The organism is Pseudomonas sp. FW305-28 (assembly GCF_017351395.1).
GTDB classification, from domain to species: Bacteria; Pseudomonadota; Gammaproteobacteria; order Pseudomonadales; family Pseudomonadaceae; genus Aquipseudomonas; species Aquipseudomonas fluorescens_AA.
Window position 1 is genome coordinate 16,045 of record NZ_JACNDD010000022.1, and the last position, 25,353, is coordinate 41,397.

Annotated in this window: 26 protein-coding genes and 1 pseudogene; 16 read left to right on the top strand and 11 right to left on the bottom strand. The window is 61.0% G+C overall.

Features of this window, described 5'->3' with window-relative positions:
- Positions 1-23: 23 nt before the first annotated feature.
- A complete protein-coding gene (locus J4E53_RS07655; protein ID WP_060740953.1) occupies positions 24-755 on the bottom strand; it encodes a HugZ family protein in 732 nt (243 codons plus the stop codon).
- A 168-nt stretch (positions 756-923) separates the two neighbouring features.
- Here J4E53_RS07655 and J4E53_RS07660 point away from each other — a divergent pair, with 168 nt between their 5' ends.
- Positions 924-1,682, top strand: a complete 759-nt coding sequence (locus J4E53_RS07660; RefSeq protein WP_060740952.1) for an SDR family oxidoreductase — start codon at positions 924-926, stop codon at positions 1,680-1,682.
- Between the two features lie 162 nt (positions 1,683-1,844).
- Here the strand turns inward: J4E53_RS07660 and apbC are convergent, their stop codons facing one another.
- Positions 1,845-2,939, bottom strand: a complete 1,095-nt coding sequence (gene apbC / locus J4E53_RS07665) for an iron-sulfur cluster carrier protein ApbC (RefSeq protein WP_060740951.1) — start codon at positions 2,937-2,939, stop codon at positions 1,845-1,847.
- Positions 2,940-3,251: 312 nt separating this feature from the next.
- On the opposite strand from apbC, the gene metG reads away from it, so the two are divergent.
- From metG to J4E53_RS07705, 8 genes are all read left to right on the top strand, one after another.
- Positions 3,252-5,297, top strand: coding sequence for a methionine--tRNA ligase (metG, locus tag J4E53_RS07670; protein ID WP_060740950.1), 2,046 nt, complete (start codon positions 3,252-3,254; stop codon positions 5,295-5,297).
- A 131-nt stretch (positions 5,298-5,428) separates the two neighbouring features.
- A complete protein-coding gene (locus J4E53_RS07675) occupies positions 5,429-6,001 on the top strand; it encodes an Rnf-Nqr domain containing protein (RefSeq protein ID WP_060740949.1) in 573 nt (190 codons plus the stop codon).
- Complete coding sequence (gene rsxB / locus J4E53_RS07680) at positions 5,998-7,011, top strand: electron transport complex subunit RsxB (protein WP_060740948.1); 1,014 nt, start codon at positions 5,998-6,000, stop codon at positions 7,009-7,011. Before J4E53_RS07675 ends, rsxB begins: the two co-directional genes overlap by 4 nt.
- Entirely contained in the window at positions 6,998-7,978 is a 981-nt protein-coding gene (locus tag J4E53_RS07685; RefSeq protein WP_103308466.1) for an RnfABCDGE type electron transport complex subunit D, read from the top strand. The genes rsxB and J4E53_RS07685 overlap by 14 nt, the downstream gene beginning before the upstream one ends.
- The gene (locus J4E53_RS07690; protein ID WP_060740946.1) at positions 7,975-8,583 is read left to right on the top strand and encodes an RnfABCDGE type electron transport complex subunit G; all 609 of its coding nucleotides are present in this window, start codon (positions 7,975-7,977) and stop codon (positions 8,581-8,583) included. Before J4E53_RS07685 ends, J4E53_RS07690 begins: the two co-directional genes overlap by 4 nt.
- Positions 8,576-9,109, top strand: a complete 534-nt coding sequence (locus J4E53_RS07695; RefSeq protein WP_103308467.1) for an Rnf-Nqr domain containing protein — start codon at positions 8,576-8,578, stop codon at positions 9,107-9,109. The genes J4E53_RS07690 and J4E53_RS07695 overlap by 8 nt, the downstream gene beginning before the upstream one ends.
- Positions 9,106-9,744 (top strand): endonuclease III, encoded by a 639-nt coding sequence (nth, locus tag J4E53_RS07700; protein WP_053124528.1) that lies wholly within the window; start codon positions 9,106-9,108, stop codon positions 9,742-9,744. Before J4E53_RS07695 ends, nth begins: the two co-directional genes overlap by 4 nt.
- Before the next feature lie 107 nt (positions 9,745-9,851).
- Positions 9,852-10,037 carry a PA3496 family putative envelope integrity protein gene (locus tag J4E53_RS07705; RefSeq protein WP_060740943.1) on the top strand — a complete coding sequence of 62 codons (186 nt, stop codon included), beginning with the start codon at positions 9,852-9,854 and terminating at the stop codon, positions 10,035-10,037.
- Between the two features lie 54 nt (positions 10,038-10,091).
- On the opposite strand, the gene J4E53_RS07710 is transcribed toward J4E53_RS07705, so the two are convergent.
- Positions 10,092-10,718, bottom strand: a complete 627-nt coding sequence (locus J4E53_RS07710; protein ID WP_053124532.1) for a response regulator transcription factor — start codon at positions 10,716-10,718, stop codon at positions 10,092-10,094.
- A 467-nt stretch (positions 10,719-11,185) separates the two neighbouring features.
- On the opposite strand from J4E53_RS07710, the pseudogene J4E53_RS07715 reads away from it, so the two are divergent.
- Positions 11,186-11,443: pseudogene (locus J4E53_RS07715) on the top strand (hypothetical protein); the annotation flags it as partial.
- Between the two features lie 328 nt (positions 11,444-11,771).
- Here J4E53_RS07715 and J4E53_RS07720 read toward each other — a convergent pair.
- Together J4E53_RS07720 and J4E53_RS07725 are read right to left on the bottom strand one after the other, a co-directional pair.
- Positions 11,772-12,989 (bottom strand): argininosuccinate synthase, encoded by a 1,218-nt coding sequence (locus tag J4E53_RS07720; protein ID WP_003204943.1) that lies wholly within the window; start codon positions 12,987-12,989, stop codon positions 11,772-11,774.
- Between the two features lie 128 nt (positions 12,990-13,117).
- On the bottom strand, positions 13,118-14,119 hold the full coding sequence (locus J4E53_RS07725; RefSeq protein ID WP_103308469.1) for an OmpA family protein: 1,002 nt from the start codon (positions 14,117-14,119) through the stop codon (positions 13,118-13,120).
- Positions 14,120-14,311: 192 nt separating this feature from the next.
- Between J4E53_RS07725 and pyrC the strand changes: the two genes are divergently transcribed.
- Together pyrC and rnt are read left to right on the top strand one after the other, a co-directional pair.
- Positions 14,312-15,358 (top strand): dihydroorotase, encoded by a 1,047-nt coding sequence (gene pyrC / locus J4E53_RS07730; RefSeq protein WP_060740940.1) that lies wholly within the window; start codon positions 14,312-14,314, stop codon positions 15,356-15,358.
- On the top strand, positions 15,355-16,032 hold the full coding sequence (gene rnt, locus J4E53_RS07735; RefSeq protein WP_003204947.1) for a ribonuclease T: 678 nt from the start codon (positions 15,355-15,357) through the stop codon (positions 16,030-16,032). Before pyrC ends, rnt begins: the two co-directional genes overlap by 4 nt.
- A gap of 222 nt (positions 16,033-16,254) precedes the next feature.
- On the opposite strand, the gene J4E53_RS07740 is transcribed toward rnt, so the two are convergent.
- Positions 16,255-16,857, bottom strand: coding sequence for a peroxiredoxin (locus J4E53_RS07740; RefSeq protein WP_003204949.1), 603 nt, complete (start codon positions 16,855-16,857; stop codon positions 16,255-16,257).
- A 316-nt stretch (positions 16,858-17,173) separates the two neighbouring features.
- On the opposite strand from J4E53_RS07740, the gene J4E53_RS07745 reads away from it, so the two are divergent.
- A complete protein-coding gene (locus tag J4E53_RS07745; protein WP_003178704.1) occupies positions 17,174-17,392 on the top strand; it encodes a bacterioferritin-associated ferredoxin in 219 nt (72 codons plus the stop codon).
- A gap of 198 nt (positions 17,393-17,590) precedes the next feature.
- On the top strand, positions 17,591-18,064 hold the full coding sequence (gene bfr / locus J4E53_RS07750) for a bacterioferritin (RefSeq protein ID WP_003178701.1): 474 nt from the start codon (positions 17,591-17,593) through the stop codon (positions 18,062-18,064).
- 231 nt (positions 18,065-18,295) lie between these two features.
- Here the strand turns inward: bfr and grxD are convergent, their stop codons facing one another.
- The 3 genes from grxD to J4E53_RS07765 all read right to left on the bottom strand — a co-directional run bounded on the left by grxD (position 18,296) and on the right by J4E53_RS07765 (position 21,254).
- Entirely contained in the window at positions 18,296-18,637 is a 342-nt protein-coding gene (gene grxD, locus J4E53_RS07755; protein ID WP_060740939.1) for a Grx4 family monothiol glutaredoxin, read from the bottom strand.
- 89 nt (positions 18,638-18,726) lie between these two features.
- Positions 18,727-20,835 (bottom strand): molybdopterin oxidoreductase family protein, encoded by a 2,109-nt coding sequence (locus J4E53_RS07760; protein WP_103308470.1) that lies wholly within the window; start codon positions 20,833-20,835, stop codon positions 18,727-18,729.
- Between the two features lie 131 nt (positions 20,836-20,966).
- The gene (locus tag J4E53_RS07765) at positions 20,967-21,254 is read right to left on the bottom strand and encodes a hypothetical protein (RefSeq protein ID WP_060740937.1); all 288 of its coding nucleotides are present in this window, start codon (positions 21,252-21,254) and stop codon (positions 20,967-20,969) included.
- A gap of 404 nt (positions 21,255-21,658) precedes the next feature.
- Here J4E53_RS07765 and argF point away from each other — a divergent pair, with 404 nt between their 5' ends.
- Both argF and J4E53_RS07775 read left to right on the top strand, forming a co-directional pair.
- Positions 21,659-22,579 carry an ornithine carbamoyltransferase gene (gene argF / locus J4E53_RS07770; RefSeq protein ID WP_072408711.1) on the top strand — a complete coding sequence of 307 codons (921 nt, stop codon included), beginning with the start codon at positions 21,659-21,661 and terminating at the stop codon, positions 22,577-22,579.
- Positions 22,576-23,685 (top strand): ABC transporter ATP-binding protein, encoded by a 1,110-nt coding sequence (locus tag J4E53_RS07775; RefSeq protein ID WP_103308471.1) that lies wholly within the window; start codon positions 22,576-22,578, stop codon positions 23,683-23,685. The genes argF and J4E53_RS07775 overlap by 4 nt, the downstream gene beginning before the upstream one ends.
- 216 nt (positions 23,686-23,901) lie before the next feature.
- Here J4E53_RS07775 and J4E53_RS07780 read toward each other — a convergent pair whose 3' ends face one another.
- Entirely contained in the window at positions 23,902-24,693 is a 792-nt protein-coding gene (locus J4E53_RS07780; RefSeq protein WP_103308472.1) for a PhzF family phenazine biosynthesis protein, read from the bottom strand.
- A gap of 115 nt (positions 24,694-24,808) precedes the next feature.
- On the bottom strand, positions 24,809-25,279 hold the full coding sequence (gene ybaK / locus J4E53_RS07785) for a Cys-tRNA(Pro) deacylase (RefSeq protein WP_060740933.1): 471 nt from the start codon (positions 25,277-25,279) through the stop codon (positions 24,809-24,811).
- Positions 25,280-25,353: the final 74 nt, after the last annotated feature.

Consider the following 25,353-nt stretch of genomic DNA (forward strand, 5'->3'; position numbering starts at 1 on the left):
AATGACGTCGCCCTTTCGTGAATTCAAGCGTCGGCCTCGGCATTTTTTGGCCATTGCTCGGCGTGAGCCAAGTAAACCAAGGCTTCGCGCACTTGTGTCGGCGTGTTGCAAGGTGCCGCAAACGCCAGCCAGTGCAGGCCCTGGCCAATGCGCAGGTGCATGCCCTCGCTGTCGATGCCCACCAGTTGCGCCGGTTCGCTTTTCGGCAGGCCGGCCAGTTCCACGTAATGGGCGATGGCTTTGGCGTGATCGGCGTTCATGTGCTCGATCATGCTGGCTTCGGCTTTGCCGGCGAAGGGGTTGGCCAGGGTGAGCCGGTCGATCCAGTGAATGGCGCCAAAGCCGCCGATGTAGCGATGGCGCACCGGCTCGAGCACCCAGAAATCGAAATCATGGGCCTTGTGGTAGTTCTGCGAGTCAGGGAAATAGCGGTAATAACGCTCGGCGGCCGCTTCGATGGCGGCGCTGTCTTCGAGCTTCCGGGCTTCGGCCAGATAGGTCAGGCGCCCCACCGCCTGCACATCCTCGGCACCGCGCTCGCCCACCAGCATCGAACACTTGGGGTCTTTTTGCAGATTGTGAGTGTGCTGGGCAATGCGGCTGATCAGGATCAGCGGCCAGCCTTGTGCGTCCAGGCAATACGGGACGACGGAGCCGAACGGAAAGCCGGGCATGGATTTGGAATGAGTGGAGAGCATTCCACGGTATTCCTTGAGCAGCAGTTCCCGGGCATGTCTGGCAGCTTCAACGCTCAATTTATGACTCCTTTTATGAAATCCGTCTAGAAAACGGTCGGGCGACTGGAGTAATGTTCCGATACACCTAGGGGACAGTTCGCGTGTGCAGTCGGGCTGCACCGTCACAAATTCGAGAAACCTCCCAACAGGTCCCCCCTCCACCGCTGCGCCATCTGGAACATGAGAATGCAACTCACTGACAAAGTAATCATTATCACCGGCGGTTGCCAGGGCCTGGGCCGCTCCATGGCCGAGTATTTCGCCGACAAAGGCGCAAAGCTGGCGCTGGTGGACCTCAACCAGGAAAAACTCGACCAGGCGGTGGCCGCCTGCGCAGCCAAGGGCGTCGAGGCCCGCGCCTACTTGTGCAATGTCGCCAATGAAGATCAGGTGATCGACATGGTTGCCCGGGTGGCCGAGGACTTCGGCGCGATCCACGGCTTGATCAACAACGCCGGGATCCTGCGCGATGGCCTGCTGCTCAAGGTCAAGGACGGCGAAATGACCAAGATGAGCCTGGCCCAGTGGCAGGCCGTGATCGACGTCAACCTCACCGGCGTGTTCCTGTGCACCCGTGAGGTGGCGGCGAAAATGGTCGAACTGAAGAACAGCGGCGCCATCATCAATATCTCGTCGATTTCCCGCGCCGGCAATGTCGGCCAGACCAACTATTCGGCCGCCAAGGCCGGTGTGGCCGCCGCCACCGTGACCTGGGCGAAGGAACTGGCGCGCTACGGCATCCGTGTCGCCGGCATCGCACCGGGCTTCATCGAAACCGAGATGACCCTGGGCATGAAACCCGAAGCCCTGGAGAAAATGACCTCGGGGATTCCGCTCAAGCGCATGGGCAAGCCCGAGGAGATCGCCCATTCGGCGGCGTATATCTTCGAGAATGACTACTACACCGGGCGGATCTTGGAGATGGATGGCGGGTTGCGGATCTAAGGTCAGCGCAAACCAAATGAAATGTGGGAGCGGGCCTGTGGGAGCACAGCTTGCTCGCGATAGCGATTCTAAGGCCAACAGATGTGTTGTAGGTGAAGCCGTCATCGCGAGCAAGCTGTGCTCCCACAGGCTTGCTCCCACATAAGACTGCAGTTCAGTCGATCAATCGTCGCTGACGGTGATGTTCGGCATCGCCGGTGAAGCGGCCTCCTGCAACACGATCCGCGCGCCCACATGGCGGGCCAGTTCCTGATAGACCATGGCGATCTGGCTGTCCGGTTCGGCGATGACCGTCGGTTTGCCGCCGTCGGCCTGTTCGCGGATCACCATCGACAGCGGCAGCGAAGCCAGCAGTTCGACGCCGTACTGGGTCGCCAGCTTTTCCCCGCCACCTTCGCCGAACAGGTGCTCGGCATGTCCGCAATTGGAGCAGATGTGCACGGCCATGTTCTCTACCACGCCCAGCACAGGGATGTTCACCTTGCGGAACATCTCCACGCCCTTGCGCGCGTCCAGCAGGGCCAGGTCCTGGGGGGTGGTGACGATCACCGCACCGGCCACCGGGACTTTCTGCGCCAGGGTCAGCTGGATATCGCCGGTGCCCGGCGGCATGTCGATCACCAGGTAATCCAGGTCGCCCCACGCGGTTTGCGTGACCAGTTGCAGCAAGGCCCCGGAAACCATCGGTCCGCGCCAGACCATCGGCGTGTTGTCGTCGGTCAGGAAGGCCATGGACATGACTTCCACGCCATGGGATTGCAGCGGCACGAACCACTTCTGGTCCTTGATCTGCGGCCGGGTGCCCTCGGCGATCCCGAACATGATGCCCTGGCTCGGGCCGTAGATGTCCGCGTCGAGAATCCCGACCTTCGCCCCTTCACGGGCCAGGGCCAGGGCCAGGTTGGCGGCGGTGGTGGACTTGCCCACGCCGCCCTTGCCCGAGGCCACGGCGATCACGTTCTTGACGTTGGCCAGCCCCGGCACCTGCGCCTGAGCCTTATGGGCAGCGATCACGCTGGTGACCTGGACTGTCGCGGCGGTCACGCCGTCGAGGCCTTCGATCGCCATTTGCAGCATCTGCGCCCAGCCGCTCTTGAACAGGTCGGCGGCGTAGCCGATTTCCAGCTGGACACTGACGCGATCGCCCTGGATGTCGATGGCGCGCACGCATCCGGCGCTGACCGGGTCCTGGTTCAGGTAGGGGTCGGTGTACTGGCGAAGGACGGTTTCCACCGCTGCGCGGTTGACGGCGCTCATGGGCAACTCCGATAGCAAGACTTGAAAAACAGGCCGCTATCCTACGCCGAGCCTGCTTGTGTGGCGAGGGAGCTTGCTCCCGCTGTGTGGGAGCAAGGCTTGCCCGCGATGCAGGCGATGCGGTCTTTCAGAAATCGAGGTGCCCGTTTCGCGAGCAAGCTTTGCTCCCACAATCCCCTCGCCACAGATTGTGCCTGGCTCAGGCCTTTCGCCGTTCCCAACCGATGCATGCGGAAACAGGCCAGTGGGGTGAAATATATTTCCCGGCGCTTTATAGTGGCCGACCTCCGTTTCATCAAGTAGCCGAGCCCCATGTCCGAGCCACGCAAGATTCTCGTCACCAGCGCCCTGCCCTATGCCAATGGTTCGATTCACCTCGGCCATATGCTGGAATACATCCAGACCGATATGTGGACGCGCTTCCAGAAACATCGCGGCAACCAGTGCATCTATGTCTGCGCCGACGACGCCCACGGTTCGGCCATCATGCTGCGCGCGGAAAAGGAAGGCATCACCCCGGAGCAACTGATCGCCAACGTCCAGGCCGAACACAGCGCCGACTTTGCCGAGTTCCTGGTGGACTTCGACAACTTCCACTCCACTCACGCCGAAGAAAACCGTGAGCTGTCGAGCCAGATCTACCTGAAGCTGCGTGACGCCGGGCACATCGCCACCCGTTCGGTCACCCAGTATTTCGACCCGGAAAAGAACATGTTCCTGGCCGACCGCTTCATCAAGGGCACCTGCCCGAAATGCGGCACCGAAGACCAGTACGGCGACAACTGCGAAAAATGCGGCGCCACCTACGCACCGACCGACCTGAAAGACCCGAAATCGGCGATTTCCGGCGCCACCCCGGTGCTCAGGGACTCCCAGCATTTCTTCTTCAAGCTGCCGGATTTCCAGGAAATGCTGCAAACCTGGACCCGCAGCGGCACGTTGCACGACGCGGTGGCCAACAAGCTCGCCGAATGGCTCGACTCCGGCCTGCAAGAGTGGGACATCTCCCGCGATGCGCCGTACTTCGGCTTCGAAATCCCCGGCGAGCCCGGCAAGTATTTCTACGTGTGGCTGGATGCGCCCATCGGCTACATGGCGAGCTTCAAGAACCTTTGCGACCGCACGCCTGAGCTGGACTTCGACGCGTTCTGGGGCAAGGACTCCACGGCCGAGGTGTATCACTTCATCGGCAAGGACATCGTCAACTTCCATGCGCTGTTCTGGCCCGCCATGCTCGAAGGCGCCGGTTTCCGCAAGCCGACCGGCATCAACGTCCACGGCTACCTGACCGTCAATGGCCAGAAGATGTCCAAGTCCCGCGGCACCTTCATCAAGGCCCGGACCTACCTGGACCACCTGTCGCCGGAATACCTGCGCTACTACTACGCGTCCAAGCTCGGCCGCGGCGTCGACGACCTGGACCTGAACCTCGAAGACTTCGTGCAGAAGGTCAACTCCGACCTGGTGGGCAAGGTCGTCAACATTGCCAGCCGTTGCGCCGGGTTCATCCACAAGGGCAACGCCGGGGTCCTGGTCGCCGGTAACGCCGCGCCGGAACTGACCGACGCTTTCCTGGCGGCGGCACCCAGCATCGCCGACGCCTACGAGAGCCGCGACTTTGCCCGCGCCATGCGCGAAATCATGGCCCTGGCCGACCGCGCCAATGCCTGGATCGCCGACAAGGCCCCGTGGTCGCTGGCCAAGCAGGAAGGCAAGCAGGACGAAGTCCAGGCCATCTGCGCCTTGGGCATCAACCTGTTCCGCCAGTTGGTGATCTTCCTCAAGCCGGTACTGCCGTTGCTGGCCGCTGATGCCGAAGCGTTCCTGAACGTCGCGCCGCTGACCTGGAACGACCACCAGACACTGCTGAGCAACCATCAACTGAACGCATTCAAGCCGTTGATGACCCGTATCGATGCCACCAAGGTCCAAGCCATGATCGACGCCTCCAAGGAAGACCTGGCCGCCAGCCAGACCGACACCGGCGGCCCGACCGGCAACGGTGAGTTGACCAAGGATCCGTTGTCGCCGGAAATCGACTTCGACGCTTTCGCCGCCGTTGACCTGCGCGTGGCGCTGATCCTCAAGGCCGAGGCCGTCGAAGGGGCCGACAAGCTGCTGCGCCTGACCCTGGACATCGGCGATGAGCAACGCAACGTGTTCTCCGGCATCAAGAGTGCCTACCCGGACCCGGCCAAGCTCGAAGGTCGGTTGACGATGATGATCGCCAACCTCAAGCCGCGCAAAATGCGCTTCGGCATCTCCGAAGGCATGGTGATGGCGGCAGGCCCCGGTGGCGAGGAAATCTACCTGTTGAGCCCTGACAGCGGCGCCAAGCCGGGCCAGCGGATCAAGTAACGCGACCGCGTGCTGCACCGATCCCACAGTCGCCTTGCAGGTGGCTGTGGGATTTTCATATCTGGCCCGCACTCCCGGCGTGCCGGATAATGCCTAATCTTGTAACAGGCCCTTTGTTCGCCCACACGCCCATGACCGAAATCGTCCTCACGCTGTTCAGCGCTGCCCTGATCAACAACCTGGTGTTGCATTGGCCGCTGGGCGTCGATCCGCTGCTGGCGGCCAACGGCAGAAGACAGGTGCACGCCCTGGGCCTGGCAACGGCGTGCCTGATGCTGATCGTCGGCACCCTGGGTTATCTGGTCGATCATGGGGTGCTCGTGCCAACCAATCTGACATTCCTGCGCCTGTTGGTCTGGCTGTCCTTGAGCATCTTGCTGATCGGGCCGTTGCTGCGCCTGCTGACACGCTGGCTGCCCGCAATGCCGTTCGATGGATTGTGGCCGCTGCTGCTCGGCAATGCCGGCATCCTGGGCGTCACGCTGCTCAACGGCCAGGAAGACCGAGGCCTGGGCCACGCCGTGGCGCTGAGCCTGGGGGCCGGGCTGGGCTTCTGGCTGGTGCTGGGCCTGTTCGACGATCTGCGCCAGCGCACCTTCAATCACGCTATTCCCTTGCCCTTCAGGGGCCTGCCAATACAGTTGATCAGCGCCGGACTGATGGCGGTGGCCTTTCTCGGATTGCGCGGGCTGGTCAAAACATGAGCCTGATTCAACGTATCGACGCCCTGTTGCCGCAGACCCAATGCGGCAAATGCGGTCACCCCGGGTGCAAGCCCTACGCCGAAGGCATCGCCCAGGGCGAGCCGATCAACAAATGCCCGCCCGGCGGACGCGAAACCATCGCGGCCCTGGCCGAGCTGATGAAAATACCAGTGCTGGAACTGGACACCAGCCGCGGCGTGGCTCCGGCGCAAATCGCCTTCATCCGCGAAGCCGAATGCATCGGCTGCACCAAGTGCATCCAGGCCTGTCCGGTGGACGCGATTGTCGGCGCGGCCAAGCTGATGCACACCGTCCTCATCGACGAATGCACCGGCTGCGACCTGTGCGTGGCGCCCTGCCCGGTCGACTGCATCGAAATGCGGCCCCTGCCGACGGCAAGCGTGTTGCCGATTGTCGGCGGCCTGGCCTTCAGCGCCGCCGAGCAACAGGCGCGAACGGCCAAGCGCAACCACGCCCGGCGCCGCTTCGAACAACGCAATGCGCGCCTGCGCCGCGAAGAAGAACAGCGCCAGGCGGAGCGCTTGGCCCGTACCCAGCGCGCGGCCCAGGCCAAGGAACCGGAACAGCCGCTCGATCCCGTACAAGCCGCACTGGAACGCGTGCGCGCGCAAAAAGCCGCCACCGCCGATGCCGCCTTGAAAAAAGCCAAGGTTGACCTGGCCATGAGCCGGGCGCAGTTGAACAAATCCTTGAAAGCGTTCGGCCATCCGCCAACCTTCGAGCAGCAGTCGCAACTGATCCTGCTGCAACGCCAGTTCGAAGCGGCCGAGCAGGCCCTGAGCCAACTGGAAAACGCCGCACCCGCGATCACGCCAGCCCCGGCTCCGGCACAAAGCGCCGAACTGAAGCGGGCCAAGATCCAACTGGCGATGCGCCGCGCCGAACTCAGCAAAGCCCGTACGGCAGCGGCATCGGATGAACAACTGCAGGCGTTGGAGCAAGCGGTGAAGGATGCCGAGCGCCAGGTGGACGTCCATGCCGCTTCCTGACACCGTGGACGAACGGCTGCGGCCCGCGATGACGCGGGTGTTGCTGGCGACACTGCCCGGCGTGCTGGCGTTGCTGTGGTTCCAGGGCTGGGGCGTGTTACTCAACCTGCTGTTGTCCGGCCTCACCGCGCTGGCGGTCGAAGCGTTGGTGCTGCGTTTGCGCCGCCGGCCGCTCAAACCCGAACTGAACGATGGCAGCGCGCTGGTCAGTGCCACGCTGCTGGCCCTGGCCTTGCCGGCGTATTGCCCCTGGTGGCTGACCGTCACCGCGGCCGCCTGCGCCTTGCTGTTCGGCAAGCACCTGTGGGGCGGCGTCGGCAGCAACCCGTTCAACCCGGCGATGCTCGGCTATGCCCTGGTCCTGGTGGCGTTTCCCGCCCATATGAGTCCCGCGCCCCACGGTTTGGGCCTGCTTGAAGGCTTGCAACAGGTGTTCGGCACTCATCCGACGCCCGACGCCTGGGCTGGGGCCACCGCGCTGGACAGCCTGCGAACCAACACGAGCCTGACCATCGATGAACTGTTCGCCAGCGATCCGGCGTTCGGGCGTTTCGGTGGCCGCGGTGCCGAATGGGTCAATCTGGCCTTTCTGGCAGGCGGTCTGTTTCTGTTGCAGCAACGGGTGTTCAGCTGGCATGCGCCAGTGGGCCTGCTGGGGAGCCTGTTTATCGTCAGCCTGCTGTGCTGGAACGGGTCGGGGTCCGACTCCCATGGTTCCCCGCTGTTTCATCTGTTCAGCGGCGCAACCATGCTCGGCGCGTTTTTTATCGCGACCGAACCGGTCTCGGGCGCCAAGGCCCCTCTCGCCCGCCTGCTGTTTGGCGCGGGCATGGGGCTGCTGGTCTACCTGATCCGCACCTGGGGCGGCTACCCGGATGGCGTGGCGTTCGCGGTGTTGCTGATGAACCTCGGCGTGCCGGCACTGGATCGGTTTGCCGAGGCGCGACAACGGCGGCCACTGACATGAAGAATCCCGGCGGCGTGGCAATCCTGATCCTGTTGATCGGCCTCGGTTGCAGTGCCACTTACCTCACACACCTCGGCACCGCCGGGCGCATCGAGACCCAGCGGCAAGCGCTGGCGAACAGGACCTTGCTTGAGGTGCTGCCCACCGGCCTCTACGACAATCAGCCATTGGCGCACCCCGTTCTCACCGCCCCGGAGACCTTGACCCATAGCTCGCTGCTGGGCGGTTATCTGGCGACCCGCAATGGCCAGCCCAGCGCCGTGCTGCTGCGTAGCCAGGCACCGGGCTATGAGGGCAGCATCGAATTGCTGGTCGCCATCGATCCACAGGGCCGGCTGCTGGGCGTCAAGACGCTGCGCCAAGCCGAAACTCCCGGGTTGGGCGCGGCGATTGCCGGCTGGCCGAACACCTGGATGCAGGTTTTCACCGGCAAATCACGCCAGGCGCCTGACGACAGCGGCTGGGCCCTGAAGAAGGACCAGGGACAGTTCGATCAACTGGCCGGCGCAACGGTGACATCCCGGGCGGTGCTCCAAGCGGTTCACGACGCGTTGCGTTACTTCGACGAGCACAAAGCTCAGTTGGGAGTGCCTGCCAATGAATAAGCCATGGGGCCTGACGCACGGCCTGCTGCTCGTCCCACTGGTGGGCGCCAGCGATTCGCTGATGGCCGCACTGGTGCTATGGCTGGCCTGGGCCTTGATGTTCTTCTGCCAGGGCCTGGCGATGGGGTGTGTCCGACAACGCCTGACAACCGCGCAACAACTGCTCGCCGCCATCGTGCTGGCCGCTACCCTGACCACCTGCATAGGTTTTGTCATCCAGGCCTGGGCATTGGAACTGTATCGACCGCTGGGGCTTTACCTGGGCTGGATCGCCTTGAGCTGCGTGGCGCTGGAGCATGCGGGTTTCTTCGTTGAGTCTCGCTTGCCTGGACGCCTCAGGCTGGCTGGGGTGTTCGGTCTCTTGATGGTCAGCCTGGGCACCCTGCGTGAGCTGATCGGCAGCGGCCTCCCCCTGGCCTTGCTCGCCCCGGGCGGGTTCATTCTGCTCGGCCTGCTACTGGCGGCCCGACAGGCCTGGACGGCAGCCAAATCCCCTTCAACCACCGAGGAAACGCCGCGCCCATGAACGCCGCAAAACGCCTGGAAATATTCCGTCGCTTTCACGAGGACAACCCGGAACCGAAAACCGAACTGGCCTATTCCTCGCCGTTCGAATTGCTGATCGCGGTCATCCTGTCGGCCCAGTCCACCGACGTCGGCGTCAACAAGGCCACGGCTAAATTGTTCCCGGTCGCCAACACCCCGGAGGCGATCTACGCCCTGGGCGTCGAAGGGTTGTCCGAGTACATCAAGACCATCGGCCTGTTCAACAGCAAGGCCAAAAACGTGATCGAAACCTGCCGCCTGCTGATCGAGCGCCACGGCAGTGAGATCCCGCAGACCCGTGAAGCGCTGGAAGCCCTTCCAGGCGTCGGCCGCAAGACCGCCAACGTCGTGCTCAATACCGCGTTTCGGCAGTTGACCATGGCGGTCGACACCCACATTTTCCGCGTCAGCAACCGTACCGGGCTGGCCCCCGGCAAAAACGTGGTGGAGGTGGAGAAGAAGCTGATGAAGTTTGTCCCCAAGGAATATCTGCTGGACTCCCATCACTGGCTCATCCTCCATGGGCGCTACGTCTGCCTGGCGCGCAAGCCCCGCTGCGGCAGCTGCCGAATCGAAGATTTATGCGAATACAAGCACAAGACCTCGGACGATTGAGGCGCTATTGCTTTTATCGATCTATCGATTGAAAAAATCTTTTTTACCCGCCCGTGGTTTATCGATATAAGGAGCGCCAATGGCAGTCTTAGCCTGGAGTCGAACCCATGAGTGCTGGCAAAGAACAACTGGATGTAGAAGACGAATTCATCGCCGCTGAGGCCGACGACGGTGAACCTGCGGTCGTGCCGGAAGTAGCGAAAACCAACCTGAGCAAGCGCCGCACCATCGATAACCTGCTGGAAGAGCGTCGTTTACAGAAGCAACTGGCCGATTACGACTTTGACCTCTGACACGTAAAAGCCTCCCTGATGGAGGCTTTTTACTGAGTACGCGTGACAGCAGCCTCACACCAACCCATTACGCTGCGCCAGCTCGATCAGGTCGACCAGCGAACGGGCATTGAGCTTCAATAACAGACGGGTCTTGTAAGTACTGACGGTCTTGTTGCTCAAGAACATTCCATCGGCGATTTCCTTGTTGGTCTTGCCGCGCGCCAGTTGCTGCAAGACCATCATCTCCCGCCCCGACAACCGATCGACCATATCGGACTCACTGGCATTACCCAGGCTCGATCGCACCGTATGCAATGCCTGGTTGGGAAAGTAACTGTAGCCGGACAGTACTGCCTTGATTGCACTTAATAATTCAGTAAGGTCCTGTTGCTTGCAGACATACCCGGCCGCCCCTGTCTGCATGCAACGCATTGAAAAATGCCCAGGCGCCTGGGAAGTCAGTACCAATACCTTCATTGACGAAGGTATGGCCGTCAAACGGGCAATGACCTCCAACCCGTCCAGTTTCGGAATACCGATATCGAGAATGACGATATCGGGCATAAGTTCACGAGCAAGTTGTAACGCATCGACGCCGTTGTCGGTTTCGGCAACGACCTCATAACCATGACGCTCCATCAGCAAACGTACAGCAAGACGAATGACGGGATGATCATCCACGATCAGCACTTTATTCATGGGCAAATCCAACTTCGCTGTTCGAATTTTTAGAGCACGCACAATAGCCTAGTCATTTCTACCTTGGCATGCCGCCCCCCCCTGACCGCTCGCACCGAGAGACAGATCCTACAAGCTATACAGAAAACTCCTACAAATCCCGCCGGGAAAAATGTGTCCTCAATTTTTTACAGAGAAGGACCGAGCGCCCTTGAGCATCCGTTACCCCTATGAATAATGCGCTCTTTCGCCGCCCTACCTGCTTGCGGACCGGTCATTGGAAAGCACTTTACTCATAAAGAGTAACTGAATTATTTACTGTTAAAACTGCCCCCCTCACTTCAGCAGCGGAAATTCCTATATAAGAGACGTTCAGGCACCCGATATAAAATATCGACAGCCCTGATTGTTTTAGCGACACCTTATTAGCCACCGATATTATTTTTTCCAAACCACTCACGAGCATGAATATTCCATGAGCATTAACCATGAACAAACCTTTGAAGACCATCACCAACCCCATGACCCTTATCGCCATATTCGCAACTTTATCCGAAACGTCCGCGGCTGTTTCCCTGCCCTTTCTGGATGATCAGGATCGTGAGTATTACCTCTGGTTCCTGATCAGCTTCCCCTTCTATTTATTGCTGCTTTTTTTCATCACCCTCAACTTCAATTATCGTTCCTTGTATTCACCTTCGGATTTTCGCAAGAGCAAGCACTTCATAAAGACCATGGATGACTCGACCTGTCGGCGCAAACGAATGCTACGTCGGGCGGGCAAGGACCAACGGCGGCGACTGATAGGTCTTCATCGCCCCAGGCATGAACCGCCGGACACCTTTTGCATCCTGTGCCGCCAATCCCGTCGCCTGAGCGAAACTTGCCAACCTGAGCATTTGAAGCACGCCGGCATCGTCGTGTACGTCATTTACCACCACGCAGACCTTGCAACCCACGGGCAGGATGGATGAGCCATCAGGAGACAGTGCTGCAGACAAGAGGCTGCCCTTGCAAAACAGAGGGCAAAAAAAACGGCCTGCTCAAGGCAGGCCGTTTTTTATATCGCCAGGGTCAGAACAGCTTGCGACCCTTGTTCGCCGCGATGCGCATGCGCAGGGCGTTGAGCTTGATGAAGCCGGCCGCGTCGGCCTGGTTGTAGGCACCGCCGTCTTCTTCGAAGGTCGCGATGTTGGCGTCGAACAGCGACTCGTCCGACTTACGCCCGGTGACGATCACGTTGCCCTTGTACAGCTTCAGGCGTACCACGCCATTCACATGAGCCTGGGAGGCGTCGATCATCTGCTGCAGCATCAGACGCTCAGGGCTCCACCAGTAGCCGGTGTAGATCAGGCTGGCGTACTTGGGCATCAGCTCGTCCTTGAGGTGAGCCACTTCGCGGTCCAGGGTGATCGATTCGATCGCCCGGTGAGCGCGCAGCATGATGGTGCCGCCCGGGGTTTCGTAGCAGCCACGGGACTTCATGCCGACATAGCGGTTCTCGACGATGTCCAGACGACCGATGCCGTGTTCGCCGCCGATGCGGTTCAGGGTCGCCAGCACGGTGGCCGGGCTCATTTCCACGCCGTCCAGGGCGACGATATCGCCATTGCGATAGGTCAGCTCCAGGTATTGCGGGGTATCCGGGGCCTTCTCGGGAGAGACGGTCCAGCGCCACATGTCTTCTTCGTGCTCGGTCCAGGTGTCTTCCAGCACGCCGCCTTCATAGGAGATGTGCAGCAGATTGGCGTCCATCGAGTACGGGGATTTCTTCTTGCCGTGACGCTCGATTGGAATCGCGTGCTTCTCGGCGTAGTCCATCAGTTTTTCACGGGACAGCAAGTCCCATTCACGCCACGGGGCGATGACTTTCACGCCCGGCTTGAGGGCATAGGCGCCCAGCTCGAAACGCACCTGGTCGTTGCCTTTGCCGGTAGCGCCGTGGGAAATGGCATCGGCGCCGGTTTCGTTGGCGATTTCGATCAGGCGCTTGGCAATCAACGGACGGGCGATGGACGTACCCAGCAGGTACTCGCCTTCGTAAACGGTGTTGGCGCGGAACATCGGGAACACGAAGTCGCGGACGAACTCTTCGCGCAGGTCATCGATGTAGATCTCTTTGACGCCCATGGCCTGGGCCTTGGCGCGTGCAGGCTCGACTTCCTCGCCCTGCCCCAGGTCAGCGGTGAAGGTCACCACTTCGCAGTTATAAGTGTCCTGCAGCCACTTGAGGATCACCGAAGTGTCCAGGCCGCCGGAATACGCCAGAACGACCTTGTTTACGTCCGCCATGCCATCACTCCACGGGTTGTACGGAAAGCCGTGAAGTCTAACGTCCAGCGCGGATAATTTACAGGGGCGCGACAGCTTATGACGACGAAGCGACAGATTATGTCGAACGCGCGACGGTCAAAATCGAATCAGGAGGTCCGCGCGGTCGTCCCGACGGGCGTGGGTGCCGGTGTCTTGGCCGGTGCAGCGGTGGGCGCAGCGGTTGGCGTCGGCGCTTTGGCAGGGGGCGCAGCGGGTGCAGGCTGCGCGGCGGGCGCCTGGGGTGCCGGGGCTTCGCTAGCCGCCACGCGCTCGAGACGCACGACCACCCGACGGTTCTTGGCGCGGTTGGCGGCGTTGGTGTTGGGCACCAGGGGATAACGCTCGCCGTGGAAGCGCAGGGTAATCTGCGACTCCTGGAAACCATTGGCCTTGAAGAAATCCTGGACCGCCAGGGCCCGGCGGCGCGACAGCTCGCGGTTGGTCAGGCGATTGCCGCTGTTGTCGGAGTGACCGTCAAGCTCGACATGATTGACGCTCGGATCGGCCTTGATGAAGTCGAGCATCACCTGCAACTGGGCCTTGGCGTGGGCATCGAGTTCGACTTCTTCGCCGGGGAAGCCGATCTGGGTCTGCTTCACCTGCTCGAAATTCTTCGGCAACAATTTGGCCACACAGCTCTGATAATCGCCGAAGGCTTTGTTGAAACGCACCGGCAGCAACCGGACTTCCGACACTCTACCGTCCTCGGTGTTGCGCCGTACCACAGGGCTACGACCGTCCATCAGCCCACTGATCAAGCGTCCGGCCTGGACCTGGGAGCTGTTGAACAATACATCGCCACTGCCAATGCTGACCGAGCCCAGGTTGATATCGCCGCGCCCCGGTTGCCACGGTGCGGCGGCCGCCAGCAAGGTGGCCGAACCGCCGCCCAGCATCGGGTTATAGCTCTTGAGGCGGAACGTGGCCTGTTCGCCCGCCCGGCGCACGAACTCGCCAGTGCCGAAATCGGTGATCGGCTGGCTCAGCCGGCACTCGAACTTGTCGCCTTCGACCGTCCACTCAATGCTCTCCAGACGGGTCTGGAAAGTGAGCGCCATGGCGGGAAGGCTGGCAAACACACTGAGCAAGGCTAGATAACGCTGGCGCACGGGAGGCTCCACTGACTTTTATACAAAGATCGACGCATGCTTGAGGGCATGACGCCTGTCCGGGGCACTGCACGGATTCGTGGCACACCTGTAGGAGCTATCGGTAAGTTGTGGCAGAACTTGATAGCGGGTGCCTGAATCGGTCTTTTCCGGTAGCATTCCCCAGAGTTTGACCCGCCTGGAAGCCCCCCAATGTCCGACCGCCTGACCCTGCTGCGTCCCGACGACTGGCATATTCATCTTCGCGATGGTGCTGTGTTGACCCATACCGTCGCCGATGTCGCGCGCACCTTCGGGCGCGCAATCATCATGCCTAACCTGGTTCCGCCCGTGCGCAACGCCGCCGAGGCCGATGGCTATCGCCAGCGTATCCTCGCCGCGCGCCCGGCTGGCAGCCGCTTCGAACCGCTGATGGTGCTTTACCTCACCGACCGCACCCAGCCCGAAGAGATTCGCGACGCCAAGGCCAGCGGTTTTGTCCATGCCGCCAAGCTGTATCCCGCCGGCGCGACGACCAACTCCGATTCCGGTGTCACCAGCATCGACAAGATCTTCCCGGCGCTGGAGGCCATGGCCGAAGTCGGCATGCCGTTGTTGATCCATGGTGAGGTTACCCGGGGCGACGTCGATGTGTTCGACCGCGAGAAAATCTTCATCGACGAACACATGCGCCGCGTCGTGGAGCGTTTCCCGACCCTCAAGGTGGTGTTCGAACACATCACCACCGGCGATGCCGTGCAGTTCGTCAACGAGGCCCCGGCCAACGTCGGCGCGACCATTACCGCCCACCACCTGCTGTACAACCGCAACCACATGCTGGTGGGCGGGATCCGGCCGCATTTCTATTGCCTGCCGATCCTCAAGCGCAATACCCACCAGGAAGCCTTGCTGGACGCCGCTACCAGCGGCAGCGCCAAGTTTTTCCTCGGCACCGACTCGGCACCCCACGCCCGTCACGCCAAGGAAGCAGCCTGCGGTTGCGCCGGTTGCTACACCGCCTATGCCGCCATCGAGATGTACGCCGAGGCGTTCGAACAGCGCAATGCGCTGGAAAAACTCGAAGGCTTCGCCAGCCTGCATGGCCCGCGCTTCTATGGCCTGCCGGTGAACACCGACCGTATTACCCTGGTCCGTGACGAATGGACCGCCCCTGTCAGCCTGCCCTTCGGCGAGCAGACCGTCATCCCGCTGCGCGCCGGTGAAAAACTGCGCTGGCGCCTGCTGGAGGAAAACGCGTGAGTGAAGATCATTTCGACGACGAACTGGACGGCAACGGTGGTTCGGGCGGCGCCCGTCACCCCATGGCCGCGCGGTTCCGTGGTTACCTGCCGGTCGTCGTCGATGTAGAAACCGGTGGTTTCAATTCCGCCACCGACGCCTTGCTGGAAATCGCCGCGACCACCATCGGCATGGACGAAAAAGGCTTTGTGTTCCCTGACCACACCTATTTCTTCCGTGTCGAACCGTTCGAAGGTGCCAACGTCGAAGCGGCGGCTTTGGAATTCACCGGGATCAAGCTCGATCACCCGTTGCGCATGGCAGTCAGCGAAGAAACGGCCCTGACCGACATCTTCCGTGGTGTGCGCAAGGCGCTCAAGGCCAACGGTTGCAAGCGCGCAATCCTGGTCGGCCACAACAGCAGCTTCGACCTGGGCTTTCTCAACGCCGCCGTCGCGCGCCTGGACATGAAGCGCAACCCGTTCCACCCGTTCTCCAGCTTCGACACCGCGACCCTGGCTGGCCTGGCGTATGGCCAGACCGTCCTGGCCAAAGCGTGCCAGGCAGCCGACATCGATTTCGATGGTCGTGAGGCGCACTCGGCCCGCTACGACACCGAGAAGACCGCCGAGCTGTTCTGCGGCATCGTCAACCGGTGGAAAGAGATGGGCGGCTGGCAGGATTTCGACGACTAAAGAGCAGAGCCAATGTGGGGCGGTGCCACTCTGTGGGAGCAAGGCTTGCTCGCGACACAGGCGACTCGGTTCTTGGAAGACCGCATCGCCGCCATCGCGGGCAAGCCTTGCTCCCACAGATAAATCCCCTCACCACAGGGTTCTGTGTTTCAGCCGACAAGTTTGGAACACCCATAAAAAAACCGGCCCATCGAGGGCCGGTTTTTTTATGCCTGGAGGCGCTTACAGCTTGTCGCTGTGCTCGCCCAGGTAAGCGGCAACGCCTTCAGGCGATGCGGTCATGCCCTTGTCGCCTTTTTTCCAGTTGGCCGGGCAGACTTCGCCGTGCTCTTCGTGGAATTGCAGCGCGTCGACCAGACGGATCAGCTCTTCCATGTTACGGCCCAGCGGCAGGTCGTTGATGATCTGCGAACGGACAACGCCCTTGTCGTCGATCAGGAAGGCACCACGGAAGGCCACGCCGCCTTCGGACTCAACGTCGTAGGCCTTGGCGATTTCGTGCTTCATGTCGGCAGCCATGGTGTATTTCACCTGGCCGATACCGCCATTGTTGATCGGGGTGTTGCGCCAGGCGTTGTGAGTGAAGTGCGAGTCGATCGACACAGCGACCACTTCAACGTTGCGCGCCTTGAAATCATCCATGCGGTGATCCAGTGCGATCAGCTCGGACGGGCAGACGAAGGTGAAGTCCAGCGGATAGAAGAACACCAGGCCGTATTTGCCTTTGATGGCCGAGGACAGGGTGAAGCTGTCGACGATTTCGCCGTTGCCAAGCACGGCTGGCACGGTGAAGTCAGGGGCTTGTTTGCCTACGAGTACGCTCATTGGATATCTCCTGATGTAATTAGCGTGAAAACAAAGTCCGGGCCAGCCTGCCACCCTCAGGCGACAGCCCTGTGACACGAACCCGCTTGCAAGGGCCGACCATCATACACCGCGCATTTGGACTGTCTTCAACGGTTTTTCGGTGGTATCGAAAAATCGCCGCCCCGCTGCGTGCCGCCTTCGTTGCCCAAGGAAAAAACCGTTCGTCAGCCTGGCACCGCTCTGGCGCAAGACCTTGAGAAACCACTTTGACAATCATTCTCGTTAACATTAAGATCCGTCTCAATTGAGTCACAACCAGCGACGGTTCTCACTTATGTATGTATGCCTCTGCACTGGCGTCACCGACGGACAAATCCGCGAAGCGATCTATGAAGGTTGCTGCAGCTATCGCGAAGTCCGCCAGGCCACCGGCGTAGCCAGCCAATGCGGCAAATGTGCCTGCCTGGCCAAGGAAGTGGTGCGTGAAACCCTCGCCAAGGTGCAAACGGCACAGGCCTCGATCCCCTACCCGGTAGAATTTACTGCCGCGTAAAGACAGCTTTTCAAGGAACCGGACTCAATGTCCGGTTTTTTTATGCCTGTAAATCAAATGCTTAGCGTCCAGACGCGGAACACAAACATTCTTATTCCGATTAATTTTCATTTATTATTCAATAACTTAGGTTTGACACTGATAAATACGCGGCTCAAACTCTGCCCTATACACAGCTATTACAGGGCAGGCCTCATCATGAAAGGCGACATTACAGTCATCCAGCATCTCAACAAGATCCTTGCCAATGAGCTGGTCGCGATCAACCAATACTTCCTGCATGCGCGCATGTACGAGGATTGGGGCCTGAACAAGCTGGGCAAGCACGAGTACCACGAGTCCATCGACGAGATGAAACACGCGGACAAGCTGATCAAGCGCATCCTGTTTCTCGAAGGCCTGCCGAACGTCCAGGACCTGGGCAAGCTGCACATTGGCGAACACACCCGGGAAATGCTCGAGTGCGACCTGCGCATCGAGCGCACCGGCCACGCCGACCTGAAAGCCGCCATTGCCCATTGCGAAAGCGTTGGCGACTTCGGTAGCCGTGAACTGCTGGAAGACATCCTCGAATCCGAGGAAGAGCACATCGACTGGCTGGAAACCCAACTGGGCCTGATCGACAAAGTCGGTCTGGAGAACTACCTGCAATCGCAGATGGGCGAAGAGTAACCTTCCCCGGCAGCAGGCCACTAAAAAGCCCCGCCCTCTTTCGAGAGGCGGGGCTTTTTATTGCCTGGATTCTCCCAGGCCCTACTCAAAACCACTGTGGGAGCGAGCTTGCTCGCGATGGCGGTGGATCAGATATAAAAATGCTGACTGACACACCACTATCGCGAGCAAGCTCGCTCCCACAAGGTTTCCCGTTCACCACAACCGGCGTGGTGAACAGGCTTCCATGGATCAGGCTTCGGTCTTGTTCGCGGACGCTTTTTCTACCGCAGCCTTGATCGTGGCCTGCAAGGAACCGTCGGCGGCCATCTCGGTCATGATGTCGCTACCACCGACCAGCTCACCGCCCACCCACAATTGCGGGAAGGTTGGCCAGTTGGCGTACTTGGGCAGGTTGGCGCGGATTTCCGGGTTCTGCAGGATGTCCACGTAAGCAAACTTCTCGCCACACGCCATCACAGCCTGAGCAGCCTTGGCCGAGAAACCGCACTGTGGCGCGTTCGGCGAGCCTTTCATGTAAAGCAGGATGGTGTTGTTGGCAATCTGGTCTTTAATCGTTTCGATGATATCCACGGAGCACCTCGGCTTAAACTTTGCGACGTCAGTTGTCGACACGGTGGCGCATTGTAACGGAAAGCAGAACGTGCTGCTCAGAGACAATTTTACGCAGTCGCCACCTTCACCGGTACACCGTTGAGCGCCGCGTTACCGGACAACTCATCGAGCTGGCAATCATCGGTCAGGTCATTGGCGCTGGATCCCGGCTGCCCACTGGCAATGGTCATCTGCACGCCCGGCCGGGCATGGCCCCAGCCGTGGGGCAGGCTGACCACGCCTTTCATCATGTCCAGGCTGCCCAGTACCTCGACTTCGATGGCCCCCACCCGCGAGCTGACCGTCACGCGCTGCCCGTCGGCAAGGCCGCGGGAGGCGAGGTCATCCGGGTGCATCAGTAATTGATGACGCGGCTTGCCTTTCACCAGTCGATGGAAGTTATGCATCCAGGAGTTGTTGCTGCGCACATGGCGGCGACCAATCATCAGCAACTCATCCGGTTCTGGCGCCTGCAACGCGGCAAAGCGCGCAAGGTCGGCAAGAATCACCGCCGGCGCGGCCTGCACCCGCTGGTTTTCGGTTTTCAAGCGCGGGGCCAGGTTCGGCTTGAGTGCGCCGAGGTCGATGCCATGGGGATGGTCGAACAAGGTCGCCAGAGACAGTTTGTGCGGCGAGGCATCGCCATACGCTCCGCTGCGCAGGCCAAGATCGATCATCTGCGCCGGCGGCATGGTCGGCTTGAGCTCTTTGCCGGTGTGGGCAGCGAAGGCCTTGGCCAGGCCGACAAAGATCTCCCAGTCGTGCAGCGCCCCCTCGGGCTTGGGCAGGATCGCCCGGTTGAAACGGGTCACGTTGCGCACCGCGAACAGGTTGAAGGTGGTGTCGTAATGATCGTTTTCCAGCGCCGAGGTCGAGGGCAGGATCAGGTCGGCGTAGCGGGTGGTTTCGTTGATGTACAGATCGACACTGACCATGAACTCCAGCCCATCCAGGGCCTGCTCCAACTGCCGCCCGTTGGGTGTAGACAGCACCGGGTTGCCGGCCACGGTGACCAGCGCCCGAATCTGGCCTTCGCCCTCGGTCAGCATCTCCTCGGCCAGGGCCGACACCGGCAGCTCCCCTGCGTACTCGGGACGCCCGGAGACCCGGCTCTGCCAACGATTGAAATGCCCGCCCGAGGTGGTCGCCACCAGATCCACCGCCGGCTCGGTACACAGCGCACCGCCCACCCGATCCAGATTGCCGGTCACCAGGTTGATCACCTGGATCAGCCAGTGGCACAGCGTACCGAACGCCTGGGTCGACACCCCCATCCGCCCGTAGCACACCGCTGACGGGGCGGCGGCGAAGTCCCGGGCCAATTGACGGATCTGCGCGGCCGGCACCGCACAGAGCGGGCTCATCGCTTCAGCCGTGAAAGCAGCAACGGCCGCGCGCACCTCATCCAGGCCGTCCACCGGCAGGTGGCTGTCACGGGTCAGGCCTTCGCTGAACAGGGTATTGAGCAAGCCAAACAGCAGCGCGGCATCGCCACCGGGACGCACGAAGACATGCTGGTCGGCAATGGCCGCCGTTTCGCTGCGGCGCGGATCGACCACCACCACTTTGCCGCCACGGGCCTGGATCGCCTTGAGACGCTTCTCCACGTCCGGCACGGTCATGATGCTGCCGTTGGAGGCCAATGGGTTGCCGCCCAGGATCAGCATGAAGTCGGTGTGATCGATGTCCGGAATCGGCAGTAGCAAGCCGTGGCCGTACATCAGGTGGCTGGTCAGGTGATGGGGCAGTTGGTCCACCGAGGTTGCCGAGAAACGGCTGCGGGTCTTCAACAGGCCCAGGAAATAGTTGCTGTGGGTCATCAGCCCATAGTTATGCACGCTGGGGTTGCCCTGGTAGACCGCCACCGCGTTCTGGCCGTGGCGCGCCTGGATATCCGCCAGGCGCGCGGCCACCAATGCGAAGGCGTCGTCCCATGCGATGGGGTGCCATTCGTTGCCGATGCGCTGCATGGGTTGGCGCAGGCGGTCCGGATCGTTCTGGATATCCTGCAGGGCCACTGCCTTGGGGCAGATGTGTCCGCGACTGAAGGTGTCCAGCGCATCGCCCTTGATCGAGGTGATCGCCAGGCCCTGGCCGTCGGTTTCGGTGGTTTCGAGGGTCAAGCCGCAAATGGCTTCACACAGATGGCACGCACGGTGGTGGAGAGTCTTGGTCATGGCCAGTCTCTGTTTTATTCGTGGCGGGCACTTTCGGCCGCGGGAACAAAACTATGGCCCGTGCTTCCCGGCAGCGCCAGCGACGTTCGTCCTGTGAATTGCCGGGCATCAGGCCCGCCGATGAAGTGCCATCAAGGGCCCTCGGGGGGCGGTGCCAGGAGTTGGATTTCCTCGACGGTTTCCACTTCCTCCTGGGCGATGGGCACACCGGTCAGTTCGCCAATCAATCGCCAATGCTCGTCGAGGCCGCTGCTGATCGTGGCCATGCGATCGATCATCCGGCGGCCTGCGGCCTTGGTCACTTCATCATCGCTGCGCAGCAATTCGAATGACATGGACGTCACCGATGCCGTCAGGTGGGTCAGCGAGCGTGCGGTCAGCCCCAGCAATTCCATCAATTGTCGCTCTTTCGAATCCATTTCGGGCTCCTGTGCCGCTGAGGCTCATTTATAACCCAGGCCTTTGCATTAGGAAATGTTTCACAACCACCAGCAGGCAGGCGCAAGAGTCGAAGGACATGGCATAAACCGCCACCATCCATGGCGCGCCCGGCCGCGCTTGATTGCCAAGCCGAGCAGCGCCAGTGTACAAATGGGCCGCTGCAGTCAGGAAACCGGCCTCAAATACGTCATCGCATTCGCGTGATGGCTTCGCTGAAATCCCCAAAAACCGTAGCCCTATTGGTAAGACGCGACATTTAATGTCAATATCGCGCCTTCCCCTATTTTCGTCGCCCCGTGCGGCTTTTGCCGCAGGTCTCGCCCGTTTTTTCATTAAACAAGGCTTTGAGCATCTGCGGTCAGTTACAAAAAGGTAGTCAATCATGAGCGCAAGGCACTTTCTCTCCCTGATGGATTTCACGCCCGATGAGTTGCTCGGCGTGATCCGTCGAGGCGTGGAGCTCAAGGACCTGCGTAATCGCGGCGTACTGTTCGAGCCCTTGAAAAACCGCGTGCTGGGGATGATCTTCGAGAAATCATCGACCCGCACCCGCATCTCTTTCGAAGCCGGCATGATCCAACTGGGCGGCCAGGCGATTTTCCTGTCGCCCCGCGACACCCAACTGGGCCGTGGCGAACCCATCGGCGATTGCGCCATCGTCATGTCGAGCATGCTGGACGCGGTGATGATCCGTACCTTTGCCCACAGCACCCTGACCGAGTTCGCGGCCCATTCCCGCGTACCGGTGATCAACGGCCTGTCCGACGACCTGCACCCCTGCCAGTTGCTGGCCGACATGCAGACCTTCCTCGAGCACCGTGGCTCGATCCAGGGCAAGACCGTGGCCTGGATCGGCGATGGCAACAACATGTGCAACAGCTATATAGAAGCGGCGATGCAATTCGACTTCCAACTGCGCGTCGCCTGCCCCGAAGGTTTTGACCCCAATGCCGAGTTGCTGGCCAAGGCCGGGGACCGGGTGTCCATCGTCCGTGACCCGAAACAGGCCGTGGCCGGTGCGCACCTGGTGAGCACCGACGTCTGGACCTCCATGGGCCAGGAAGAAGAAACCGCCAGGCGCCTGGAGTTGTTCGCGCCATTGCAGGTCAACCGGGCCCTGCTCGACCTGGCGGATGCCGACGTGTTGTTCATGCACTGCCTGCCGGCCCACCGTGGCGAGGAGATCAGCATGGACCTGCTGGATGACCCGCGTTCGGTAGCCTGGGACCAGGCCGAGAATCGCCTGCATGCGCAAAAGGCCTTGCTCGAGTTCCTGGTCGAGCCGGCGTATCACCACGCATGAGCCACGCCTTGCTGCTGAACTTGCACAACCTGGCCTGCGGTTATCAGGACCAGCGGGTCGTGCAGAACCTCAACCTGCACCTCAATGCCGGTGATATCGGTTGCCTGCTCGGTTCGTCCGGGTGCGGCAAGACCACAACCTTGCGCGCCATTGCCGGCTTCGAACCGGTGCACGAGGGTGAAATCCAGTTGGCCGGGGAAACCATCTCCCGCGCCGGCTTCACCCTGGCCCCGGAAAAACGCCGCATCGGCATGGTGTTCCAGGACTACGCCCTGTTCCCCCACCTGAGCGTGGCCCAGAACATTGCCTTTGGCATCCGCAAGCATCCGAACAAGGACCGCGTCGTCGAAGAATTGCTGGAACTGGTCAACCTGAAACACCTGGGCAAGCGTTTTCCCCATGAACTGTCCGGCGGACAACAGCAGCGCGTGGCCCTGGCCCGTGCGCTGGCGCCGGAACCGCAGCTGCTGTTGCTCGATGAACCGTTCTCCAACCTCGATGGCGAGCTGCGCCGCAAGCTCAGCCATGAAGTGCGGGACATTCTCAAGGCCCGCGGCACCAGCGCGATCCTGGTCACCCACGACCAGGAAGAAGCCTTCGCCGTGAGTGACCATGTCGGCGTATTCAGGGAAGGTCGCCTGGAACAGTGGGACACGCCCTACAACCTGTATCACGAACCACTGACGCCATTCGTCGCCAGTTTCGTTGGCCAGGGCTACTTCATTCGCGGCCAGCTCGACAGCCCGGAATCGGTACAGACCGAGCTTGGCCTGCTGCGCGGCAACCGGGCCTACACTTGGCCCATCGGCGGCGCGGTGGACGTGCTGCTGCGGCCAGACGACATCGTCTACGCCTCGGACAGCCCGCTTACTGCCAGAATCGTTGGCAAGACCTTCCTGGGTGCTTCAACCTTGTACCGCCTGCAATTACCCACAGGTGCGCAACTGGAATCGATCTTCCCCAGCCATGCCGACCATCAGGTCGGCGCCGCCGTCGGCATCCGCGTGGCGGCTGAACACCTGGTGCTGTTCCAGGCCTCGGGCAGCACTGCGGCGCATATCCCACCAGTGGACAGCGGTGTCCGACGCTACAGCGCGGCCAGCTAATCATTGTGGGAGCGGACACATTCAGCATCGATGCAGGCTGAACCAGCGCTATCGCGAGCAAGCTCGCTCCCACATGGAAATTTTCAACAGGCACAAATCGACTGTCATCCACAAATCCTGTGGGAGCGAGCTTGCTCGCGATGACATAGCCACATTCAGCATCAGTGCAGGCCGAACCACCGCTATCGCGAGCAAGCTCGCTCCCGCATTTTGATGTCATTGACTTGAGTGCAGCATCAACGTCCCGCTGGCCACCAACGTCGCGTTCCCGCCGATCTTCACCCGTTCACCCTCCAACCGGCAAAACAATGCCCCGCCCCTGGCCGAACACTGATAAGCCGTCAGTCCGTGCTTGCCCAGGCGCTTGGACCAATAGGGAATCAGGCTGCAGTGGGTCGAGCCGGTCACCGGGTCTTCGTTGATGCCGATCGCCGGGGCAAAATAGCGCGAGACAAAATCATGCTTGCTCCCCGGCGCGGTGACGATAGCGCCGGGCCAGGGCAGTTTTGCCAGGGCCACCATGTCCGGCTTGCAATCGAGCACCGCTTGCTCCGATTCCAGCACCACGAACAACTCGTTGGAACTCAGCACATCCACCGCCTCGACGCCCAAGGCACTCTGCACGGCCAGGGACACGCCCAGCTCGGCAGGCACGACGGCCGGAAAATCCAACCACAGCCGATCACCCTCACGCGTCACGCTCAACGAACCGGACCGGCAGATGAAATCCAGGCGCTCGACGGTTTCGTGATAGACCTCGAACAGCACATAAGCGCTGGCCAACGTGGCGTGACCGCATAGCGGGACTTCGGTGGTGGGGGTGAACCAGCGGATATGCCAATGCTGACCTTCACGCACCAGGAACGCGGTTTCAGCCAGGTTATGCTCGGCGGCGATCTTCTGCATCAGGTCGTCCGCCAGCCAGCCGTCGAGCCGGTAGATCATCGCCGGGTTGCCGCCGAACGGCCGGTCACTGAACGCATCGACCTGATGAAACGCAAGCTGCATGGCACTTCTCCTTATTTTTCTGATGCGCCAGCATGGGGTGTAGCGACACGGATTATCCAGTGACAGATCAGCAGAATTTTCACCCTACAGGCTGCGCAGCGGCCACCCTGCTCTATCAAGCACGCCCGATATCAGCAAACACCGCCGCGGTGTGTTCCTTCAATACCGAAGGCGCCAACTCGACTTCCAACCCACGCCGCCCCGCACTGACGAACATGCTGGCGAGTGGCTGTGCGGAATTGTCGATAAACGTGCGCAAACGCTTCTTCTGCCCCAGCGGGCTGATACCGCCGAGCAAATAACCGGTCGAACGCTGCGCGGCGGCCGGGTCGGCCATCTCGACCTTTTTCACGCCGGCGGCGTGGGCCAGGCCTTTCAAATCCAGGCTCCCGGCCACGGGCACTACCGCCACCAACAGCTCACCTTTTTCACTGGCCGCCAACAACGTCTTGAACACCTGCGCCGGATCCAGCCCGAGCTTTTCCGCCGCCTCCAAGCCATAGGAGGCGGCCTTGGGATCGTGTTCATAACTGTGGATGCGATGTTCGGCGCGTACTTTCTTAAGCAGATCCAACGCGGGTGTCATGACCGCTCCTGATAAGGAAATCAAAAAAGAGTGAGCGGATTCTAAGCCATCGCCTCTGAAAAGGCTTTGCGGCT

What these genes read in the sequence shown, in the direction of transcription:
- ybaK (WP_060740933.1), bottom strand. Translation starts at nt 25,279, where the DNA reads ATGACACCCGCGTTGGATCTGCTTAAGAAAGTACGCGCCGAACATCGC.
- rsxB (WP_060740948.1), top strand. Translation starts at nt 5,998, where the DNA reads ATGAGCCTGATTCAACGTATCGACGCCCTGTTGCCGCAGACCCAATGC.
- J4E53_RS07675 (WP_060740949.1), top strand. Translation starts at nt 5,429, where the DNA reads ATGACCGAAATCGTCCTCACGCTGTTCAGCGCTGCCCTGATCAACAAC.
- pyrC (WP_060740940.1), top strand. Translation starts at nt 14,312, where the DNA reads ATGTCCGACCGCCTGACCCTGCTGCGTCCCGACGACTGGCATATTCAT.
- J4E53_RS07690 (WP_060740946.1), top strand. Translation starts at nt 7,975, where the DNA reads ATGAAGAATCCCGGCGGCGTGGCAATCCTGATCCTGTTGATCGGCCTC.
- J4E53_RS07685 (WP_103308466.1), top strand. Translation starts at nt 6,998, where the DNA reads ATGCCGCTTCCTGACACCGTGGACGAACGGCTGCGGCCCGCGATGACG.
- J4E53_RS07760 (WP_103308470.1), bottom strand. Translation starts at nt 20,835, where the DNA reads ATGACCAAGACTCTCCACCACCGTGCGTGCCATCTGTGTGAAGCCATT.
- J4E53_RS07765 (WP_060740937.1), bottom strand. Translation starts at nt 21,254, where the DNA reads ATGGATTCGAAAGAGCGACAATTGATGGAATTGCTGGGGCTGACCGCA.
- J4E53_RS07705 (WP_060740943.1), top strand. Translation starts at nt 9,852, where the DNA reads ATGAGTGCTGGCAAAGAACAACTGGATGTAGAAGACGAATTCATCGCC.
- J4E53_RS07695 (WP_103308467.1), top strand. Translation starts at nt 8,576, where the DNA reads ATGAATAAGCCATGGGGCCTGACGCACGGCCTGCTGCTCGTCCCACTG.
- bfr (WP_003178701.1), top strand. Translation starts at nt 17,591, where the DNA reads ATGAAAGGCGACATTACAGTCATCCAGCATCTCAACAAGATCCTTGCC.
- J4E53_RS07740 (WP_003204949.1), bottom strand. Translation starts at nt 16,857, where the DNA reads ATGAGCGTACTCGTAGGCAAACAAGCCCCTGACTTCACCGTGCCAGCC.
- J4E53_RS07720 (WP_003204943.1), bottom strand. Translation starts at nt 12,989, where the DNA reads ATGGCGGACGTAAACAAGGTCGTTCTGGCGTATTCCGGCGGCCTGGAC.
- argF (WP_072408711.1), top strand. Translation starts at nt 21,659, where the DNA reads ATGAGCGCAAGGCACTTTCTCTCCCTGATGGATTTCACGCCCGATGAG.
- nth (WP_053124528.1), top strand. Translation starts at nt 9,106, where the DNA reads ATGAACGCCGCAAAACGCCTGGAAATATTCCGTCGCTTTCACGAGGAC.
- J4E53_RS07710 (WP_053124532.1), bottom strand. Translation starts at nt 10,718, where the DNA reads ATGAATAAAGTGCTGATCGTGGATGATCATCCCGTCATTCGTCTTGCT.
- J4E53_RS07775 (WP_103308471.1), top strand. Translation starts at nt 22,576, where the DNA reads ATGAGCCACGCCTTGCTGCTGAACTTGCACAACCTGGCCTGCGGTTAT.
- J4E53_RS07660 (WP_060740952.1), top strand. Translation starts at nt 924, where the DNA reads ATGCAACTCACTGACAAAGTAATCATTATCACCGGCGGTTGCCAGGGC.
- metG (WP_060740950.1), top strand. Translation starts at nt 3,252, where the DNA reads ATGTCCGAGCCACGCAAGATTCTCGTCACCAGCGCCCTGCCCTATGCC.
- J4E53_RS07780 (WP_103308472.1), bottom strand. Translation starts at nt 24,693, where the DNA reads ATGCAGCTTGCGTTTCATCAGGTCGATGCGTTCAGTGACCGGCCGTTC.
- apbC (WP_060740951.1), bottom strand. Translation starts at nt 2,939, where the DNA reads ATGAGCGCCGTCAACCGCGCAGCGGTGGAAACCGTCCTTCGCCAGTAC.
- J4E53_RS07745 (WP_003178704.1), top strand. Translation starts at nt 17,174, where the DNA reads ATGTATGTATGCCTCTGCACTGGCGTCACCGACGGACAAATCCGCGAA.